At 42.7% G+C, this 19658-nt stretch carries 23 protein-coding genes and 1 other RNA gene; 17 read left to right on the forward strand and 7 right to left on the reverse strand.

The features are described 5' to 3' along the window. Positions 1-436 precede the first annotated feature (436 nt). From clpS to RMY31_RS14830, 6 genes are all read left to right on the forward strand, one after another. Positions 437-718: an ATP-dependent Clp protease adapter ClpS gene (gene clpS, locus RMY31_RS14805; protein ID WP_322664036.1), complete on the forward strand. Its 282-nt coding sequence runs from the start codon at positions 437-439 to the stop codon at positions 716-718. 105 nt (positions 719-823) lie between these two features. Then, the gene (locus RMY31_RS14810) at positions 824-994 is read left to right on the forward strand and encodes a hypothetical protein (protein ID WP_409877963.1); all 171 of its coding nucleotides are present in this window, start codon (positions 824-826) and stop codon (positions 992-994) included. A gap of 48 nt (positions 995-1042) precedes the next feature. Continuing rightward, on the forward strand, positions 1043-1873 hold the full coding sequence (locus tag RMY31_RS14815; RefSeq protein WP_322664040.1) for a type II CAAX endopeptidase family protein: 831 nt from the start codon (positions 1043-1045) through the stop codon (positions 1871-1873). 46 nt (positions 1874-1919) lie between these two features. Next, positions 1920-2207: a hypothetical protein gene (locus tag RMY31_RS14820; RefSeq protein WP_322664042.1), complete on the forward strand. Its 288-nt coding sequence runs from the start codon at positions 1920-1922 to the stop codon at positions 2205-2207. Between the two features lie 169 nt (positions 2208-2376). After that, on the forward strand, positions 2377-3036 hold the full coding sequence (locus RMY31_RS14825) for a Uma2 family endonuclease (protein WP_322664044.1): 660 nt from the start codon (positions 2377-2379) through the stop codon (positions 3034-3036). Positions 3037-3309: 273 nt separating this feature from the next. Then, complete coding sequence (locus RMY31_RS14830; protein ID WP_322664047.1) at positions 3310-3885, forward strand: Uma2 family endonuclease; 576 nt, start codon at positions 3310-3312, stop codon at positions 3883-3885. Positions 3886-3927: 42 nt separating this feature from the next. Here the strand turns inward: RMY31_RS14830 and RMY31_RS14835 are convergent, their stop codons facing one another. The 5 genes from RMY31_RS14835 to RMY31_RS14855 all read right to left on the reverse strand — a co-directional run bounded on the left by RMY31_RS14835 (position 3928) and on the right by RMY31_RS14855 (position 8666). Further along, complete coding sequence (locus tag RMY31_RS14835; protein WP_322664120.1) at positions 3928-4332, reverse strand: tetratricopeptide repeat protein; 405 nt, start codon at positions 4330-4332, stop codon at positions 3928-3930. Further along, a complete protein-coding gene (locus tag RMY31_RS14840; RefSeq protein WP_322664050.1) occupies positions 4325-4474 on the reverse strand; it encodes a tetratricopeptide repeat protein in 150 nt (49 codons plus the stop codon). Before RMY31_RS14840 ends, RMY31_RS14835 begins: the two co-directional genes overlap by 8 nt. A 419-nt stretch (positions 4475-4893) precedes the next feature. Beyond that, complete coding sequence (locus tag RMY31_RS14845; protein ID WP_322664052.1) at positions 4894-5535, reverse strand: pentapeptide repeat-containing protein; 642 nt, start codon at positions 5533-5535, stop codon at positions 4894-4896. Further along, positions 5532-6929, reverse strand: coding sequence for a DICT sensory domain-containing protein (locus RMY31_RS14850; RefSeq protein WP_322664054.1), 1398 nt, complete (start codon positions 6927-6929; stop codon positions 5532-5534). Before RMY31_RS14850 ends, RMY31_RS14845 begins: the two co-directional genes overlap by 4 nt. Before the next feature lie 144 nt (positions 6930-7073). Beyond that, positions 7074-8666, reverse strand: coding sequence for a photosystem II high light acclimation radical SAM protein (locus RMY31_RS14855; protein WP_322664122.1), 1593 nt, complete (start codon positions 8664-8666; stop codon positions 7074-7076). Positions 8667-9203: 537 nt separating this feature from the next. On the opposite strand from RMY31_RS14855, the gene RMY31_RS14860 reads away from it, so the two are divergent. The 4 genes from RMY31_RS14860 to RMY31_RS14875 all read left to right on the forward strand — a co-directional run bounded on the left by RMY31_RS14860 (position 9204) and on the right by RMY31_RS14875 (position 11810). After that, entirely contained in the window at positions 9204-9596 is a 393-nt protein-coding gene (locus RMY31_RS14860; RefSeq protein WP_322664058.1) for a DUF1830 domain-containing protein, read from the forward strand. 240 nt (positions 9597-9836) lie between these two features. After that, positions 9837-10298, forward strand: a complete 462-nt coding sequence (locus RMY31_RS14865) for a DUF4079 domain-containing protein (protein WP_322664060.1) — start codon at positions 9837-9839, stop codon at positions 10296-10298. Positions 10299-10393: 95 nt separating this feature from the next. Further along, positions 10394-10948, forward strand: coding sequence for a hypothetical protein (locus RMY31_RS14870; protein WP_322664063.1), 555 nt, complete (start codon positions 10394-10396; stop codon positions 10946-10948). 91 nt (positions 10949-11039) lie between these two features. Continuing rightward, on the forward strand, positions 11040-11810 hold the full coding sequence (locus RMY31_RS14875) for an ATP-binding cassette domain-containing protein (protein WP_322664124.1): 771 nt from the start codon (positions 11040-11042) through the stop codon (positions 11808-11810). Positions 11811-11894: 84 nt separating this feature from the next. Here RMY31_RS14875 and RMY31_RS14880 read toward each other — a convergent pair whose 3' ends face one another. Both RMY31_RS14880 and RMY31_RS14885 read right to left on the reverse strand, forming a co-directional pair. Continuing rightward, a complete protein-coding gene (locus RMY31_RS14880; RefSeq protein ID WP_322664065.1) occupies positions 11895-12665 on the reverse strand; it encodes a response regulator transcription factor in 771 nt (256 codons plus the stop codon). A gap of 335 nt (positions 12666-13000) precedes the next feature. After that, positions 13001-13162 (reverse strand): hypothetical protein, encoded by a 162-nt coding sequence (locus tag RMY31_RS14885; RefSeq protein ID WP_409877968.1) that lies wholly within the window; start codon positions 13160-13162, stop codon positions 13001-13003. 76 nt (positions 13163-13238) lie between these two features. On the opposite strand from RMY31_RS14885, the gene RMY31_RS14890 reads away from it, so the two are divergent. The 7 genes from RMY31_RS14890 to RMY31_RS14920 all read left to right on the forward strand — a co-directional run bounded on the left by RMY31_RS14890 (position 13239) and on the right by RMY31_RS14920 (position 19408). Then, the gene (locus RMY31_RS14890; protein ID WP_214434903.1) at positions 13239-13481 is read left to right on the forward strand and encodes a DUF6761 family protein; all 243 of its coding nucleotides are present in this window, start codon (positions 13239-13241) and stop codon (positions 13479-13481) included. A 361-nt stretch (positions 13482-13842) separates the two neighbouring features. Then, positions 13843-14961, forward strand: a complete 1119-nt coding sequence (locus RMY31_RS14895) for an iron-containing redox enzyme family protein (RefSeq protein ID WP_322664068.1) — start codon at positions 13843-13845, stop codon at positions 14959-14961. A gap of 201 nt (positions 14962-15162) precedes the next feature. Beyond that, positions 15163-15858: a class I SAM-dependent methyltransferase gene (locus RMY31_RS14900; protein ID WP_322664070.1), complete on the forward strand. Its 696-nt coding sequence runs from the start codon at positions 15163-15165 to the stop codon at positions 15856-15858. A gap of 135 nt (positions 15859-15993) precedes the next feature. Continuing rightward, positions 15994-16482: a pentapeptide repeat-containing protein gene (locus tag RMY31_RS14905; protein WP_322664071.1), complete on the forward strand. Its 489-nt coding sequence runs from the start codon at positions 15994-15996 to the stop codon at positions 16480-16482. Then, a complete protein-coding gene (locus tag RMY31_RS14910) occupies positions 16479-17609 on the forward strand; it encodes a 5-(carboxyamino)imidazole ribonucleotide synthase (protein ID WP_322664126.1) in 1131 nt (376 codons plus the stop codon). The genes RMY31_RS14905 and RMY31_RS14910 overlap by 4 nt, the downstream gene beginning before the upstream one ends. 60 nt (positions 17610-17669) lie before the next feature. After that, a non-coding RNA gene (ssrS, locus tag RMY31_RS14915) (6S RNA) lies at positions 17670-17853 on the forward strand. 286 nt (positions 17854-18139) lie between these two features. Then, positions 18140-19408: a pitrilysin family protein gene (locus RMY31_RS14920; protein ID WP_322664073.1), complete on the forward strand. Its 1269-nt coding sequence runs from the start codon at positions 18140-18142 to the stop codon at positions 19406-19408. The last annotated feature ends 250 nt before the right edge of the window (positions 19409-19658 follow it).

Here is a 19658-nt window from a genome sequence, read left to right on the forward strand (position 1 = left end):
ACGCAGTTTTGCTCCAACTACAACAAAAATGGTTGATACAGTAATCTCAGTTGCACTCAACTTAATGAATCCTCAAGATTTAAAAAATTGGTTTACTAATTGCTGTTACTGTACCTCATAACACCGGGAACTGCTGTAAATTACACGATTAGGGCATTGGCAAGGATTGTATAGCAGCTTTGTGACTTTTGTGAGAACGCAATGGCTTTGAGGATGTATGCCGTAACATTAACTTTAGCATTCTAAGGGCTGTAATGTCATAGGCATGTATGTTGCGATCGCCTTAATCATACTGCCTCAGTCAACCCTTGGCAGGAGATTGTGATGCTATCATAAAGTTTGGTATAGAGATGCTATAGAATAAGTAAATAACTGTTAAGTAAACACTAGACAGAAACTTTGTTGTAGTAAATCAACGAGAAAAGAGCAAAAAACCGTGTCAGTCGAAACCATTGAGAAGCGTTCCACCTCCCGCAAACTCGCGCCTCGGTATCGTGTTTTGCTCCATAACGACGACTACAACTCTATGGAGTACGTAGTGCAAGTACTATTAACCACAGTACCTAACCTTACCCAGCCCCAGGCTGTTAATATCATGATGGAAGCCCACACTAACGGGCTAGCCTTGGTGATTACTTGCGCTCAAGAACATGCTGAATTTTATTGTGAAACATTGAAAAGTCACGGATTAAGCAGCACCATTGAACCTGATGAATAGTCATTAGTCAGCGATCGGTGGAAAAACAATTGACAACTGACCCTACCTGCGGGAACGCCTAACGGCGAACGAGTGACGCTCGAACACTCGCTAACGCTAGCGCTAATGTCAGTTGTTTATGGGGGAAACCACGCCACTTGCTACCCTACAGGTTCCGCTTTAGCGGTACAAGTCGGCAGAGCCTTGACGCTCGAAGACTCGCTAACGGCGGTCGCTCATAGGGGAAACCCCCAAGACCGCGCTGCCGACGCTCTTACGTCGCTACCGCTACGCTAACACTAATGCAGTGGCTCCCCAAGACCACACTGATTCATAACTGACCAGATGAAAATCAACCTTGCCTCTTTAGCCCAACACCCTACCCCTATAAGGCTAGGTTGTTTTATTTTGACTTTGTTGTTGCTATGGTTGCCTCTTGCTACACCAATTTACTTACTAGTACGGGATTCCAACCTAGTAAGTATTCTGACAATGGTATTGCTCTATGCTGAGTTTATTGTTATTCTCAAACTCTGGGGTAGGTACGTCTACCAGCAACCTCAAATATTAAAGCAGTATGGCTTAGAAATTACGCGGCAAAATGGTGTGGAATTGTTGCGTGGTTTGGCTATAGGAATAATTAACATTCTTATACTCTTTGGCATACAAGGCTTCTTAGGTTGGCTAGTGTGGCAACAACCAAAAGTTTTCTTGCTGAAAGTGATTTCAGAGGGTTTAATTATCGGTTTGGGCATCGGCTTTGCCGAGGAACTGTTATTCCGAGGTTGGTTGCTAGATGAGTTGCAACGAGATTACAGCCCACGTGTAGCACTATGGATAGATGCCGTTGCATTTGCTGCATTGCATTTCATTAAACCACTGGAGGCAATTATTCAAACACTGCCGCAATTTCCAGCTTTAGTAGTATTGGGATTAACGCAGGTATGGGGAAAGCGCTGGCGTAGGGGACGTTTAGGTTTGCCAATGGGTCTGCATGGTGGTTTAGTGTGGGGATACTACATTATCAATGTTGGAGAATTAACGAAATATTCTGGTAAAGTTCCCGATTGGGTAACTGGTGTGAATAATAATCCCCTACAAGGAGTCATGGGGATGCTGTTGATGAGTGTGTTGGCCTTATGGATACGAGGAGGAACTCAGCGATCGCCTTTTTAGAATTACGAAATGGCGAAGTATTTCCGTTTGGATAGGAATAAAAACGATGACGCAATCTAACACTCACAAACAGCAGCAAGCTCAAAGAATACTAGAACTTTTTGCGATGTCTAGCGAGAAGCCGCGTAGCGTCTACGCACGTCAGCGATATTTAGATGCAGGAGGAAATCCTCAATGCACCCCAAGCGGACGTAGGGGAGATAATTACATGACAGATGAAGAAAGGCAAGAAGCGTTGGTATTAGGAAGGCAAGTTTTCGACGAAGAATATATTAATAACTTTTTGCAGCGCGATCGCAGTCAGTCAGCGTCTTCCCAAATTTCTAAGAGATAATATCAAGTTTGGATGATTACTCAATAATTTCCGTTGAACCTCACTCCACCTCTGGCACCCCTCTCCTTAGTCAGCTACGCTGTACGCACAAGTCTGGAATAGTTTACCCACTTGAGTTTAGGTGTAAATTTTACCCCACCCTAACCCTCCCCTTTATTTGAGACAGCTTATGGCTCAAGCTTTACCCAAACAACTAACCTTTGATGAATTTATCGAGTGGCTGCCAGAAAACTCAGAGGTACGCTACGAACTTCACGATGGGGTAATTATCGAGATGCCAAAGCCGACTGGGAAGCATTCAAATGTGACTGGCTTTTTGATAGAAGAATTAGTTTTAACTATCATTCAAATGGGAAAGCGCGGTATTTGGACAATTCCCAGAGAATCGATTGTCAAGCCTACCAATGAAAAATCAGGCTATGAGTCGGACATCATTGTTTTAGCTCAAGACGCTATTAGCAGCGAACCTCGTTGGGAGCGCGAGTCAATCATTGAAAATGCAACGAGTGTAAAATTAATTGTTGAAGTTGTCATTAGTAATTGGCGTGATGATTATTACAAAAAGCTTGCCGATTATGAAGAAATGGGTATTCCTGAATACTGGATTGTTGACTATGCCGCATTGGGTGGACGGGCGTTTCTTGGCAACCCCAAGCAGCCAACTATCTTTGTTTACCAGTTGGTTGAAGGTGAATATCAAGTTAGCCAATTTAGGCGAGGCGATCGCTTGATATCACCAATATTCCCAGATTTAAACTTGACTGCTGACCAAATTTTTCAGGTGGGAGGTGACTGTCGCTTCGCTCCACTTCAAAATTCAAAAAATTAATTTTGAAATACTTCCTAAACTGGCTACTGCTGAAGCTTTCTAATTGACTCCAGCACTTTTTGGTAATCATCTGTTCTTCCTTGTTCTGATAATCGCTAAACTCAATACCTATCAGTAGTCTCTTCTGAAAAATTTTTCTAGTATGCCATACCGATCGTGCGATCGCCTTAACTGGTTTATGGTTTGCGACTTCTGGAATTGCGATCGCATCTGTAGTAAAAGGAACTACAACAGTAAATGCTAAACTACATTTATCAAGCTTGAGAAGCAATTATGAGCGCCCTAATTCTCAACTTAAGTCCTACCATTGAGCTAACAGATGACCAGTTCTTCCAACTCTGCCAAAATAATCGTGACCTCCGCCTTGAGCGCACAGCAGAGGGAGAACTGATTATTATGCCGCCAACTGGATGGGAAAGCGGAAATCGCAATTCAAAACTGACAGCCAGGGTAGAGTATTGGGCTGATGCTGATGGTACAGGGCTAGCTTTTGATTCTTCAACGGGTTTCAAGCTTCCCAATGGTGCGAATCGATCGCCTGACGCATCTTGGGTAAGTCGGAAAAGATTAGCAGCCCTCAACCCAGATCCGGCGAAATTCTTACCAATGGCTCCTGATTTTGCCGTAGAGTTACGCTCTGCTAATGATAGCTTGAAGACTGTGCAACAAAAAATGCAAGAGTACATTGATAATGGTGTACGTCTAGGTTGGCTGATTGACCCCCAAAACCAGCGAGTAGAAATTTACCGTCCAGGTAAAGATGTCGAGGTTTTACAATCCCCCACTAGTTTGTCAGGAGAAGATGTGCTACCTGGGTTTGTGCTGGATTTGGCACAGATTCTAAATTAAGCAATCGCCTGACTAAAAAAGTGTTAGTGCTCTATGCCAAAATTAGCGTTGAAATTGTCTAATTAATTCCAGCGTTTTTTGATACAAATCTGTCTTTCCTTGTTCTTGAAAGAGTTTAGCTGCTTTTTGTAAATCCGCGATCGCCCCTTGTTTGTCTCCCAAATCAGCGCGGGCAACTCCCCGATTGCCATAAGCTTTGGCAAAGTTGGAATTAATCTTAAGAGCTAAGGTGTAATCGGCGATCGCTTCTTGCAAGTCTCCCAAGTTATAGCGGGCAAGTCCCCGGTTGCCATAAGCTACGGCATGGTTGGGATTAATTTTTATAGCTTGGTTGAAATCAGCTATTGCCCCTTGCTTATCTCCCAAGTCATTGCGGGCATTTCCCCGGTTGTAGTAGGCTCTGGCATAGTTGGGATTAATTTTTATGGCTTGGTTGAAATCAGTTATTGCTCCTTAGTTTATCTCCCAAGTCATTGCGGGCATTTCCCCGGTTATTGTAGGCTTTGGCATAGTTGGGATTAATCTTGAGGGCTTGGTTATAAATTGATACTCCCATTAGCACTGGTGCAAGTACATAATCAAATTTCATAATTTAATTTTTATATGTATTATTTGAATTTACTAGAAAATAGATCCAATCTCTTATACATATGAAGCAATGAGAAAACATCAATCAGTCAGCATACGACAAATTTAAGTATGTTCAAATCTGTTGTTTTTGTGCTGCTATTGATACTCTCTTGCTCAGTGGCACTTCCAGCTTTGGCATCTATATGTCGCAATTATGGTAGTCACAGAATTTGCATTGTTAGTATTAATCGCAGTGCCAAAAATTACTGGGAATACAGGGCAGTTGTTAGTGTGGATGGAGTGAAAAGACCTATGGAGGTTTACAACTGTCGCGCTGGGGTTAAAGTTCAACGAGATGGGACTGTTTTACCATTTGAACACAACGACCTTGGTGAGATGATATGTAGTTTTTTCCAGAAGTCGTAATGCTTATAAAAGTTAAGAAACTGCTTCCGCTGCAATTGTACCCACCAGACAGGCTCTATCCAAATTAACGCCGTTCAAATTTGCTCCTTCTAACTCTGCACAGAGCAAATTCGCCCCTGTCAAATTCGCCCCTGCCAAATTCGCCCCCCTTAAGTCAGCTTCTTCAAGATTCGCTTCACTCAATAAAGTTCCTTGCAAATCAGTACGGCTCAAATCTGCACCTTTGAGATTTGCGCCAGTCAAGTTAGCACCCCGCAAGTCAGCACCCCGCATGTCAACGCCTTGCAAGTTGACGTTCATCAAATTAGCACCGCTTAAAAAAGCTCCTGCTAAAGACACATCGCTGAGTCTCGCTCCCATCAAGTTTGCACCGCGCAAATTGCTACCCCGCAAGTCAGCACCTGTTAAATCTGCTTGCATCAGGTTCGCTCCCATCAGGTTTGCCCGCAAGTCAGTTGCTTGTAAGTTCGCCCCCATTAAATTTGCTCCCTCCAAATGCCCACCTTCGAGTTTGGAAGCATTGAAATTAGTGCCTACAAGGATAGCGCCAGCAAGATTAATGCGGCTTAAATCAAGTTGGGAAAGTTCCTCATCTTCTAAATTTGCTCCAGGAAGTTGTTTGAGTTTTCCTAATCTAATGGCTTCAATATTCATTTGGGGTAACTACTAATCTCCTCACTAGTCTTGTTGTGGCTATCCCATCGGGAATCAAGTAGCCAGATGCCAGTGCTAATTTTGGGTGTCATTAGGGGTAAGTCGAGTCCTTGCTGCAAACCCATGACTAACAAAGTTAGTGTATCTACAAGTTTAGGATCGAAGCGGGTGGATTGTTGTTGTCTGCACTCATCCAAAGCTTGAGTAAATATCTGTTCTCGACTCTGATTTGACGATTTTAACTGATTTACTCGCCATTGAAAGTCTGCCAATAAGGCTAAAATTCTTGACTCAAGGGGAATTTCATCTCCAGCTAAACCTGCTGGTTCTCCTGTACCATTCCACCACTCGGTTTGGTGAGTAATAATTTGGGCAACTGCTCGCAGTCGTGGCATTGTTCGCAATACCTGCGCGCCTGGCACTAAAGGACAGCTTAAAGCAGTACTGGGGGCATCTTCTTGGTAGCGTGTGGATGTACCAGGAGTGAGAACGCTCTCTGCTTTTTGTAGCGGATCTATGCGATGTAGTAAACCTGCCAGCCGTAATCTCTTAATCTGCCATGCAGGAAGATCTAAAAGCTGCGCCATTGTTTCGGCAAGTATCACTACTTCCGCCGCTGCCATGGGATTGTTAACATCTGCTGTATCCATGAGTTGCGCCATCCGCAAAAATGCTTGAATTTCGTTAGAAACCAAGTTGCGGTCTAGCGATTGTTGGCGAAGGGCTGTTGGGATAGCTAAATTATCCTGACCAGTTTGGAGATAATCTACTACGCGGGAGACAACTGTACTCAAGTTTTCCGATCTAGCGATCGCTGGTACAATTGCCTGTTGACGATCTGTAAGTTTGTTCGCTAGTTCTGAATTGTATTCTTTAATGTGAGCGATCGCCAATTCAGCTGTTTCTTTGACTAATTCTGGTTCAAATGTCCACAAGCCATAGAATTTGCGCTCTATGTCTGAAGCTGGTTGCCCTCCTTCGCCATAATCAACTTCTGATAGCTCTTGACAAAGCACCATCGCTGTGTATTTTGGCGATAAGATAATTAAGTGCCACTCCTGCGCCACTGGATCGGTTGCATCTAATGCTACTAAGTCTACGTTGGGTAGTCGGCTTGTGGGATGTTCGGCAAAGCCTGTATCCGGCGCTGCCATGATAACAATTTCACGGCTGCACTGGGCGATATCTGCGTATCGTTCTGCTTCTTGGAGATACCATTTACCCCGTTGAAAGGCTGTAATTACTAAGGGTGTACTATCGTCAGTTAAAATATGATCTTCTAGGGCATGGCACAGAGAAACTAGGGTATTTTTGTAATACACTCCGAATCTGATTGGTCTGGTGCTATGGTGATGTGCTATTTTTAGCTTTTGTAAAATTGAACCTTCTAACATAGGGCTTGATAAAAGGGATTGGGGATTGGGTATTAGGGATTAGAGATTGGGTATTAGCGATTGGGTATTAGGAATAAGAATTAGTAAATATATCTTTCAGTCCTAGTTCCCAGTCTCTAGTCCCCAATCCCCAGTTCCTGTATTCTATGATACACTAGCTAGCTGTTTCTCTTTCGTTTCTATGGGAGCGGAAAGAGCTGCTTCTAAGTCGGCACAACCCAACTTTTCTTCTAATATTTTCATAACTTCGCGTCCAAAGTCATTGGGATTTTGTTGCCAAGCTTGCAAGCAGACTTCTCCAAAGAAGGAACCGAGGGGTTCGGGATTCCAAAGGAGTTTTTTAGCTGTCCACGGCATTAAACTCATAGGATTGTACCCTGGTTTGAGGATACCCTCTTTGAAAGCATACTCTTCTAGATGAGTATGAGGTTGCAGCCCAATAAAGAAGATAGCAGGTTCGACTTTATCCGCACCAAAAATTCTTTCTAATTCGCGGTGATAGGCGATGGTTTGGCGAATGGTTTCAGGTCGTTCGTCAATAACATTAAACGAGTAGTTGACGGAAACTAAATCTTGAAAGCCAGCTGCTTTTAAGTCACGGCAGTTTTGCAAGACGTTTCTGAGGTTGTACCCCATCCGCATTTTCCGCACGAGTTCTTGAGAACCACTTGTAATGCCGATTTCAAAGTAGTTCATTCCCGTCTTCACCATTAACTCACACAGTTGAGGTGTCAAGTTGTCAGCTCTGATGTATGCTGCCCAGTGGATATCTGTCATGCCAGAATCAACTATTTTCTGCAACAGTTCCACAGCATCATCGATAAATTTACGTGCGGGAATGAATTGGGCATCGGTAAACCAAAAGTTACGAATGCCGCGCTTGTACAATTGGCGCATTTCGGCAACTACTTCATCGGCTGGATTAATGCGTACTTGTTTACCTTCGACAACGGTGTAGACACAATAGCAGCAGTTGTGCGGACAACCGCGTTTAGTTTGTACGCCGATGTAAAAGTCTTGTTCTTCTAAGTAATAGTTAAATTCAGACCAGATGCTTTCTATATAGTCATAATCACAGGCCGTTTTTTCTAAAGAGGTGGGTTGTTCGTGAATCAGCCGCTGCCGTGGTTGAGTTTCTCCGACGATGTAACAGCGTTCATCCCCAAACTCTCTGCCACTTAAAAGTTTTTCTAACAGGGTTTCCCCTTCACCCACAGAAATAATTGTGCCTTGGGGTAAGCTTTTACCCAACTGTTCGTAAAATACGCTGACTGCACCACCACCCACAACTGCACGAGCTTTACCATTATATTTTTGGGCGCGTTTTAAACCACGTTTGATTAATCCGAGGTTGCGCCACAACTCTACGTAGTAAGCAATGAAGATCCGCAAACCACCTAATGCCCCACGTAATCTTACCAATGGATTTTTAGCGTAATAAAATTCAAAGGCGTTTTGCAGTGGATTTCCACCACGTCCACCGACTGGGGCATAAATTTGAATATCTCGCCAAGAAAAGACTAGCAGTGTCGGTTTAAATTCATCGACACAGCTATCCAGGGCGGAAGCATAATCTAAAGGTGGTACAGTTCCCAAATCAAAAATGCGCTGCTCGATTTGAGGAAATTGCTTGTGGACGTGATCTGACAGGTAGACAACCCCAATAGGAAAGATGGGGTTACAGGGAAGGCGAACGTAGAGAATTCGATTTTCCATCATGGGGGTTTTAACTTCCATCTTGCCGTTCTTGAGGGGAAAGCGAGACATCTAGTTTTAAACTATCTTCGTTTTGTTTATCTTTCTTACTTCAATCGTGCTTGACATTTAAGCCGATTTCTGTACAAAGTTGGTCATTTATTGACAACTTTAGGTAATAGCTAAATTTGCTTTGCATCAAACAAGATAGGTTTTATGAAAAAAGTTTTCATATATATTTACCATAACATTGAGTTTATTCATTAAGCGACGATCCCTTCTGATAAATCTGGGGATAGATGAAACAAAAAAATTTCTGAAATTAAGATGAGGTAATGACTGCTTTAGCGTGACTAACTTATATTTACCTCCGGGTAAAATCTGAAAAATTATCTGCTGTAGTGTATAATTTCAAGATAGACAAATTTTTTTATATAATTTTCATCATCTGAACATATCTTTAGATAGAAATAACGTAGAAAATTTCAGTTGGTAGTCGGAGTTACAACATCTGGGGATCGCCAAGTGTTAGTTTTGGTGGTGTAATGTAAAATTGTGGCGTAAAGCTCCTCAGCAGTTATGGCTCAAATATTAGATCCACTACCACCTGAGCAATCGGGGAACATTCTCTGCTGCTACGTTAATGCCACGAGCAAAATCCAGGTGGCTCGCATCTCCAATATCCCTAACTGGTACTTTGAAAGAGTTGTTTTTCCTGGACAGCGCCTCGTGTTTGAAGCACCCTATGAAGCTCACATGGAGATTCATACGGGGATGATGGCAAGTGCAATTTTATCGGATAAGATTCCCTGCGATCGCCTTGCAATTAACGAGCATAGCAGTAGTGAGTTTAATACAGACTCAATAGGGAACGACCCTATCAGTAAAAAAACAATGGTGCAATCAATTAAGACAACAACCGAAGATACAACAAGATCCTTAACAGTCGCTGGTTTAGCATCCGTTGATTAAGAAAACAAATTTATTTCATTTTTAAGGTTGCTGAAATTCAGCAGCCTTTTTTGTTTGGGTGTCAGGAGGCAGAGGGCAGAAGGCAGGAGGCAGAAGGCAGGAGGCAGAAGGCAGGAGGCAGAAGGCAGGAGGCAGGAGGCAGAAGTTAATATTGATATTTATTATTCAAATTATTCAAAACTCTCCGCGTCTCCCTGAACTCCCAGTTCCCAGTCGCCAATCCCATTTACAATCATTTTTATGAATTTACCTTCTTTTCTCTGGTTATGGAAAATAGCTGCTTGGTCAATGGGGTTGTCGCTGTTGGCGTATTTACTGTTAACGTTAACTGGCATTTGGATGTGGCGGACGAGAAATTTGCAGAATGTCCCTAGTTTTCTACCGTTTGCTGGGGGATTGCAGGGGGTGCGATCGCTACACTATACAATCGGCATTAGTATGGTCAGTTTAGTACTGCTGCTGTTGCTAATTGGCATTGTTGGCACGTTGGGACACTTTGGTTCCTTGGGACACTCATCACACCTAACTGCTGGCTTGATAGTAGTAATGTTGGTTTTGCTATCTGCTTTCAGTGCGACGCAAATTCGTGCTAGACGACGTTGGGCCAGACCTTTACACATAGGTGTGAATATTATTCTGTTTGTAGGATTTGCCTGGGTGTCCCTAACTGGTTGGAGTGTAGTGCAAAAGTATTTGCCTTAACGTGACACCTCGTATTGAGGCACTGACAAAGCTTATGGGTAGAACAAATGGCTGGCTATCCTACAATAAATAAAGAAAAGCATTATGATTAAGCCGTGACAGCAACCTCAGCCAATAACTCAGCTTCTGTTTTTCGCCTTTCTCCATTAATTCGGGTGACTCTGTTGAGTCTATATTTGGCACTCACAGCACCATTACCTTTTTTGTCCCAAGTAACAGCTGCACCCGTACCACCAGCATTGTTGTGGGTAGGAATTAGCGTCGGCTTAGTTGCCTTGTATGGGGTGTTGACTGAACGAGTAATTTTAGATGACCAAGGAATTCAAGTTACTTATCCTGTCTGGATACCTCGCTTCTTTCGTAAAGGTTGGTTTTTGCCTTGGTCGGAGGTAAAACAGTTAAAGCCCCGTTCGACTGGTCAAGGAGGGCTGGTTTATTATTTTCTCAGCAAAGATGGGAAAGCTTATTTATTACCGATGCGTGTAGTCGGATTTGCCCGTTTGGTGCAAATCGTGCAAGCCAAGACAGGCATCGATACCACAGATGTTCGCCCTTTGGCACAGCCGTGGATGTATGCAATTTTGCTATTATTCACATTGCTGCTATTTGTTGTGGATGCCTGGACTATTACCACAGCCTTGGCGACCTGATTATTTAGTTGTCAGTTGTCAGGAGTTATTCTCCGCGTCCCCGCGTCTCCCCATCCCCACGTCCCTGTGTCCCCTCATCTCCCCATTGAACTTGGATAATGTCACTTCACAAGCCCAACTGAGATTTGAGCAAGTTAATCTATTTACGAGGCTGAAGGGCAATCAGCAAGGATATCCTATCTTGCAGGATATTTCCTTTGAGGTATTTCCAGGAGAACGAATTGCCATAGTAGGCCCGTCGGGCGCTGGTAAGACTTCGCTATTGCGTCTTATTAACCGCCTGAGTGAACCTACTAATGGCAAAATTTATTTGGAGAATCAGGAATATCGCCAAATTCCTGCAATCCAACTACGCCCAGCTGTGACACTGGTATTACAAGAATCAAAGCTACTGGGGATGACAGTCCAACAAGCTTTGGCTTATCCTTTAGTTTTGCGCGGTTTGCCCAAACAAACTATTCACCAAAGAATTAGTCACTGGACAGAACGACTGCACATTCCTAGTGAGTGGTTGGAACGAACTGAAGTACAACTTTCAGCTGGACAGCGACAATTAGTAGCGATCGCTCGTGCCCTGGTCATCCAACCGAAAGTTATACTGTTAGACGAGCCAACCTCTGCCCTGGATGCTGGTACAGCTTCTCATTTGATACAAGTCTTAACCCAGCTGTCTCAAACTTATCAAACTACAATTTTGATGGTGAATAACCAGCTAGACTTAGCCCAAATGTTTTGCACCCGACTGTTATATCTACAACAAAGTCGGCTATTGGCAAATCAAATAGCCTCTGAGATAGACTGGGTTAACTTACGAGATAGCTTGATGCAAACAGAAGCTCAAGCTGCTGAGGAATGGAGTTAGTCGCTACTCTCCAATTAAAAATTAAAAATGCAAAATTAAGAATTGGATTCTTCTTTTTTAATTTCTAATTTTTAATTAATCTCTCTACGACCGTTGAGTACTAAGTGTAGAACGTTGATTGCTGAATCTCTCTTTTGCTAACTTGGTTTGTGACTGCGGAATGTTGGCATTCAAAATTTCCATGTTAAATCGGTATCCGACATTACGGATGGTTTGAATCAAGCTAGGTTGACGCGGATCGAGTTCAACCTTTTTCCGTAGCGATAAAACATGAGTATCAATGGTGCGCGGATTGTCGATAGCGTCAGGCCAAGCACGACGCAGCAATTCTGACCTACTTAGCGGCACTCCTCCAGCTTGTGCCAAAACGTACAGTAAACTAAATTCCTGGGGTGTTAAGTCGATGAACTCTCCTTGGAACCGAACGCGGCGCTGCACTAAATCGATTTGCAAAGTGCCATAATCCAAATATGCTGGCGCAGTAGGTGTGCGCTTGCGGCGAATTAATGCTTCTACCCTTGCTAAAAACTCTTGCATCCCAAAAGGTTTACTCAGGTAATCATCTGCTCCCGCTTTCAAACCTGCGACGATATCGGCTTCGTTACTACGCGCTGATAGCATCAAGATAAGAGGCTGTTGCTGACGATGCAACCAACGGCAAAACTCAATACCATCACCATCAGGAAGATCCGCATCTAGAATGACTAGAGTAGGTTGATGGGCTAGAAACTCTTCTCTTGCTTGATAAATGCTGGCGGCTTGATGCACCCTGTATTCCAACTGTTGCAAGTGCCAACCCAGCAACGACCTCAGATGGGGATTCCCCTCAACGATTTCAATACAAACCGAACCCACGGTGGTAAGACCCCTTAGCGTCGATGAATTTCAAGGTAACAAGCCCATGCTCAAGGTTTTGTAGTCTTTGTTACTTCAATTGCAATTAGCTTTACATTTCCATAAACAAAGAGTGAAAAAATCTTTAACTTACGCCTTGCCCAAAGCTGAGTTAGTAATATTCTTTAATTTTTTCTTAAATTTTTGTTAGACTTAATCAAAAGTTCTTTTGGTTCACTATTCTTCCCCTAGAAGGATGTAATCCCTTTAGGAACTATAACCAAACAAGGTAACCAATACCTGAGGCAGCTTTTAGCCTGATGGTATAGGTGGATTCCATCTCATCACAGCAGGTATCAGTTGCCAATACACTTAGGTAGGAGATAGAGAAAATCAAAAGAATAGCTTACTAAATCATCATATTCCGAATTTTCTGGAATAGGATTGAGTGAGGTTGTAGCTGCTGGAGGATGCTCTCCAAAGGAGATGTAGATATATTTATCTTGAATTGATGCCAAAAGAGTGGAAGTGATACTTCACATTTGAGCGTGAATCATTTACAATTCTCATTCCAAAGAGATTAATACAGCAGTTATGCTCCAAGACACACAAACCATCCGCTATTACCAAAGAATTACCGACGCCTTCGTCGAATTATGGAATCGCGGTTATCGTACGGATGATATGCGGATGTATTTGGATGGATATCTAGCCGCGCTGCGACATAGTAACGCTATTGAACCTATTCTGATTCATCGCCTAGAGGAGGAAGCCAGTCGCTACTTGTACGATGCATCCAATTTTGTAATGACGCAACCACAACCAGATTATTACTAACGCCTTCAAGAGGGTTATTGATAGTAATCATGGATTAACGCAGATGATTATAACATATCATTTGCCTCGATCAATGGTGCAGTAGTGTAAAATTTTGGTGATATTTTTTTGATACAACTATCCCCTCAGCAGAATTTTGGTTGTGCCAATGCTCTGAGGGGATTTTTAATTTTTCCCAGTTAACGAAGACCAAATCCAAGCAAAGAAGACTATTTTTATCTTTTGTGTTTCTCCTGTGTTCCTCTTGCAGACTGAATCTTGCTTTATAACCAGGGGGAGAGGTACAAAAGGCTACTAACATGGAAATTTAAGTATTAGAGATGAAATTAATTTCACATCTCTGGTAGCTAATGAAAATGCCATGCAAAGCAATTTAGTCATGTTCCCCAGCGTTGAAGCTGAGGGAAAGAGCGTGCAAATAGGGGAAACAACAGTTACCAAGTACGGCAGTGCTGAGCAGCAATTTATAGAACTGTTGGTAACGGAAGATTTAGACAATCAATTGGATGTAGAAGTTGCAAAGGTCAGTGAGTTTGAACGAACTCTCTCGACAGCAATTCGTGCCGCTTATCAAAACGCCTGTGGTGACGAACAGGCTCACCGTTTTCTTCAGCGGATACTTTATCGGATTAATCGGCTAAAGCTGTTTTGGTACGATGATTTGCAGCACTATACTAATGAGCGATCGCTTTATTTGTCTTCATGTCGCAACCAAATTGAAGCTGCTTGGCAAAAGTGGGAACTGGCACAAATCAATGTATCAGCATTACAACAATGTGATGTCAAACAAGCTTTAATTGAGCGTGGGGCTGCCGATCTAGATCCGCCACTGTCAGACGATAGTCGCTACATCCGCGAACAAATGACTGAAGCTGGCTATCGTCACTTGCTGGCGATCGCTTCTTTTGATGGTTTAGTCGAAGGCAGTCGTCTTTCTCGGATTTTGGGCGGTGCCGCTAATGAAGTGCAGTGTATGCTGGTGCGGGTATTACTTGAAGAATACGGCAACGGTCGTTTATCTCGCAAGCACTCGACATTTTTTGCCCAAATGCTGGCTGAGTTTGGCATGAATATTGAACCAGAGGGGTACTTCGATTTAGTACCTTGGGAAGTTCTAGCTTGTGCTAATCATAACTTTCTGCTAACTGAGCGCAAACGTTATTTCTTGCGTTACAGCGGTGGGCTGACTTATTTTGAGGTGGCTGGGCCTGCGGCTTACAGAAATTATTTGACAGCGGCGCAACGACTGGGACTGTCAGAAGCAGCCATGGGTTATTGGGAACTACACATTAGAGAAGATGAACGCCACGGACGTTGGATGTTGGATGATGTAGCTTTGCCTTTAGCTGAGCAGTATCCCGATGATGCGTGGGAGTTGGTGCTGGGCTATGACCAAGAGAAACTAATGAGCGATCGCGCGGCTAGTGCTGTTGTGCGCTCGATACGCGAAGCCGAACAAACTGTCTTAGCCATAGGATAAATAGAAAAAATTAGAAATTAACAATAGCAAGTTTTTTACTTGCTTTATTAACTTGGCATTTTTAACTCGTCCTATCGGCGCTCTTCTCCTAAACCGATTTCTTTAGTGAGTAATTTCTCACTTAAAGAACATTTTTTATTGCCTTGATACAAGGTAGTAATTTTTGGCGTTGATTATACATTACCATTGAAGTACAATCACATGAAAGATATATTTTTCTGTCCTGAAGAGTCTAATTTCTACTCAAATTGTTTAGAAAATTTCGTACTCAGAGATTGTAGAAATTCTGAGTCTGTTGTTGAGTTTGGCTCAGGAGATGGTAGCCCTGTCATCAACTCATTATTAAAAAATAAGTTTGATGGGTTGATACAAGGCTTTGAATTAAATACCTCTGCATGGAAAGCAGCAAATTTAACAATAGATGAATATAATCTTGCTAATAAATACATGATTCATAATTCATGTTTGTTCAAATCTTCTAAACCCAAAGCTAAGTATCTCGTAGCCAATCCGCCCTATCTACCCGCACCAGATCCAGATATTTATATGCCATTATTATTTGGAGGCACAGATGGAGCCACAGTTACTAATGAGCTTTTATCTTTGGATTATGACAATGTACTAGTTTTAGTATCTAGCTTTTCTAACCCTAAAAGTACCATTAACCAAGCCAAAGATAATGGCTATCTTGTCAAAAGCTTTATGGTTTTACCTTTAAAGTTTGGATATTACAGCTCAGAGCCAAAAGTTAAAAATTACATAGAATATTTGCGACGCAATCAAATGGCATTTTATTCTGGAGATTATTATTTTTTAGCTGGCGTTTTATTTCAAAAGCAACAAGAATGTACTGTTGATTTATCTAATGAATTAGCTCAAGTGATGACGAGTTTGTAAATAGTCATTAGTTACTTCTCCCTCATCTTCCCCTGCTCCCCCTGCTCTCTTATTCCCAGTCCCCGATTCCCGATCCCCAGTCCCCAATTGCGTTAAGCTGAATGCAATGATTAGACACCAAAATGGCTACCAGATATGTTTTGGAAGCAAGGATTATTGTTACTTTTGGGGATTATGACATTTTTCCTAGCTTCCCCAGCGTTGGCAGACTGGACTCATCCGCTGTCATTTAGCAATGCAGAGTTATCAAGACGCGATTTTTCGGGTCAAAGTTTGCAAGCTGCTGAGTTTTCTAATGCCAATATGGAATTAGCTAACTTTACAGATGCTGACTTGCGAGGAGCAGTCATGAGTGCTTCGGTGATGACGCAAGCGAATCTGCACGGAGCCGATTTAACTAATGCCATGGTCGATCAGGTAAACTTAACTAAAGCTGATTTGAGCGATGCTGTTTTCAAAGAAGCTCTTTTGCTCCGCGCCATCTTTACTGATGTCAATATCAACGGTGCAGACTTTACTGATGCAGTTTTGGATAAGGCGCAAATCAAAGAATTGTGCGACAAAGCCAATGGAGTGAATTCTAAAACTGGCGTAGAAACTCGTGATTCTCTAGGATGTCAATGAAGCGTGTTGGTGTAATTGGTGGCGGTCAACTTGCCTGGATGATGGGGGATGCAGCAAAAAAGTTAGGAGTGGAATTGATTGTACAAACTCCTAGAAGAGACGATCCTGCTGTAGCGATCGCTCAGGAAACTGTTTTGGCCTCTGTTGATGATGCCATTGCGACAAAAACTTTAGCACAAAAGTGTGATGTCATCACCTTTGAAAATGAATTTGTTAACTTAGATGAGTTATCTGTCCTGGCACAACAAGGAGCTTGCTTCCGCCCTAGGTTAGAAGCTTTGGCTCCGCTTTTAGATAAATATCACCAGCGCTGCTATTTAAAGGATTTGGGATTGCCCGTTCCCAATTTTTTCGCTCTTGAACGCCAAGAAAATCTCGCATCTAAAATAGAATCTCTGGATTTTCCGGTCGTCTTGAAATCCCGCCGTCACGGTTATGATGGTCAGGGTACTTTTATCATTCAAGATTTGGCTACTTTACAGCAAAAGCTATCCGACATCAATCTGTTTTTAATTGAGGAATTTATCCCGTTTGAACGGGAATTGGCGATCATTGCTGCGCGTTCTGTAGAAGGTGAGGTTGTCACTTACCCAATTGTCGAAACCCAACAAGAACAGCAGGTGTGTCGGCGAGTAATTGTACCAGCTGATATTACACTTAAGCAAGCAGCAGAAATAGAAGCGATCGCACATACTCTATTAAATAGCTTGCAAGTAGTCGGAGTTTTTGGTATTGAGCTATTTCTGACGAAGAATGGTAAGGTGTTGGTCAATGAAATTGCACCTCGCACCCATAATTCTGGGCATTTTTCTCTAAACGCCTGCAAAACCTCTCAGTTTGAGCAGCATTTGAGAGCAGTTTCTGGTTTTCCTTTAAGCGATCCCAGTTTACAGTGCGCTAGTGCTGTTATGGTCAACCTCTTGGGATATGAAAATTCTCAAAGAGACTACAAAAGCCAGCGCCGACAACTAGCAGAAATTCCCCAATCTCACGTTTACTGGTATGGTAAGACAGAATCTCGTCCCGGACGCAAGCTAGGACATGTCACCGTTTTGCTAGACACTGGCAATTGGGATGCGGCAAATGCAACAGCGCACACCATAGAATCAATCTGGTATCCCAGCTAAATTTCCGAGAAAATCTCAATTTGAAACACACAAGCTGTTTTGGAAAGCTATAATGAGTTAGTTGCACTACGACGTTGGTGACTGCCATCAAGTTTTTTGATCTATGTCTTTAAAGAAAAGGGAACCAAATAGTTCTCGTGGCAGTAGACCGGGCATGTACCCGGAAACTTTAAACGAGGCACATCGGTACCCACCTGGTTTAACCAGGTCATAAACTTAGGTAAAACGGCGTCGCGGTGAACTCAAAATTATTAGCTCCCAAAGTTAGTAAAAACTTGGGAGCTTTAATAATAAATATCAGGGCAGCTTATAGGATAAATTAGTAATTAAAAAGTAGAAATAACAAATATAAAAATAGACATAGTTAGCATTTTGCTTATCTCTTCACATAGATTAAATTTCCAGAAACTATGTAACTTGGCTATTGTAAATCCAGAAAACAAAATCTGTATAAATTGATTCTAATTTAGCGATCGTTCAGAGTTAAGATTACAAAAATTAGATTAAATTGTGGTTAAAGCTACAGAAAATTGTCACAACAACAATTGATTCAAACTTCATTTCCTGCCTCGGTTCGCCGACTAGACAATGGTTTAACGTTTATTCATCAAGAAATTCCTACTACCCCTGTAGTTGTGGCCGATGTTTGGGTGCGTGCTGGAGCAATCCTTGAGCCAGAACCGTGGTTCGGCATGGCTCACTTTTTAGAACATATGATTTTCAAAGGCACAGCAACGCTAGCTCCTGGAATGTTCGATTACAAAATTGAAAACAAAGGTGGTGTGAGTCATGCAGCCACAAGCTACGATTACGCCCATTATTCACTAACTACAGCGGCTCCTGACTTAGCAGATACACTACCTCATTTAGGAGAACTACTGCTCAACGCCGCGATTCCAGAGGATGAATTTATCCGCGAACGGGACGTAGTGCTAGAAGAAATTCGCTCCTGCCATGACGATCCCGACTGGATAGGATTCCAAACCCTGAACAAAAACATTTACCAAAACCATCCTTACGGGCGTTGCATACTTGGTACGGAACGGGAACTCATGCAACAGTCACCAGAAGCAATGCGTTGTTTTCATCGCGCCCACTATCAACCGGAAAACATTACAGTAGTAGTGGTGGGAGGAATTGCCCTACAGCCAGCCTGGGAACTAGTAAATAGCTCATTCGTTAATTTTGCCGAACGCGCTGATTGTCCGCAATCTCAAAAAATGACAGAACCAGTCATCGCTGGCATTCACCGTCAAGAACTTTATTTACCACGCATCGAACAAGCGCGGTTGTTGATGGCGTGGGTTGTACCAGGAGTAGAGCAAATTCGCACTGCTTACGGTTTAGATTTGTTGTCAGTATTATTGGCAGAAGGGCGGACTTCGCGTTTAGTACGTCATTTACGAGAAGAACTGCAATTAGTGCAGGGAATTTGTAGTAATTTTTCTTTACAACGAGAATCGAGTTTATTTACAATTACTGCTTGGTTGGAGGCAGAAAACCTGGATAAAGTTGAGTATATAATTCGCACTCATTTACACGATCTACAAATTACAGGAATTAGCGAACAGGAAATTGCTCGCACACGCAGGTTACTGTGTAATGAGTATGCCTTTTCTACCGAAACACCAAATCAGCTCACTGGGCTTTACGGCTACTACAGTACTATTGCCCAAGCTGAATTAGCAGTGGCATATCCTCAGCAGATTCAATCATTTGATGCCCAAGAACTGCAACAATTAGCTAAACAGTATCTTTCGCCGCAGAATTATGCGGTTACTGTCCTCAAACCCTGTTAGTCAGTGGTCAGTGGTCAGTAGTTATGAGTGCTGAGTGCTGTTAGCGGTAGCGGGGCGTTTAGCCCGTGCTGAGTTAGGAATTAGAAGTTAGGAGTTTTTTCTTTGCTTTCCTCCCCTGCTCCCCCAGCTTTTTCAAGTCAGCTACTCATGGAAAAAACCCACAACCAAAGATGAAAATCTCTTTCACCCACACCCTTACACCTATTTTCAAGCTAGGCGGACACAAATATTTGTCGCTGAGGCAAGACAC

It is taken from the genome of Dendronalium sp. ChiSLP03b (assembly GCF_034531165.2).
GTDB classification, from domain to species: domain Bacteria; phylum Cyanobacteriota; class Cyanobacteriia; order Cyanobacteriales; family Nostocaceae; genus Dendronalium; species Dendronalium minutum.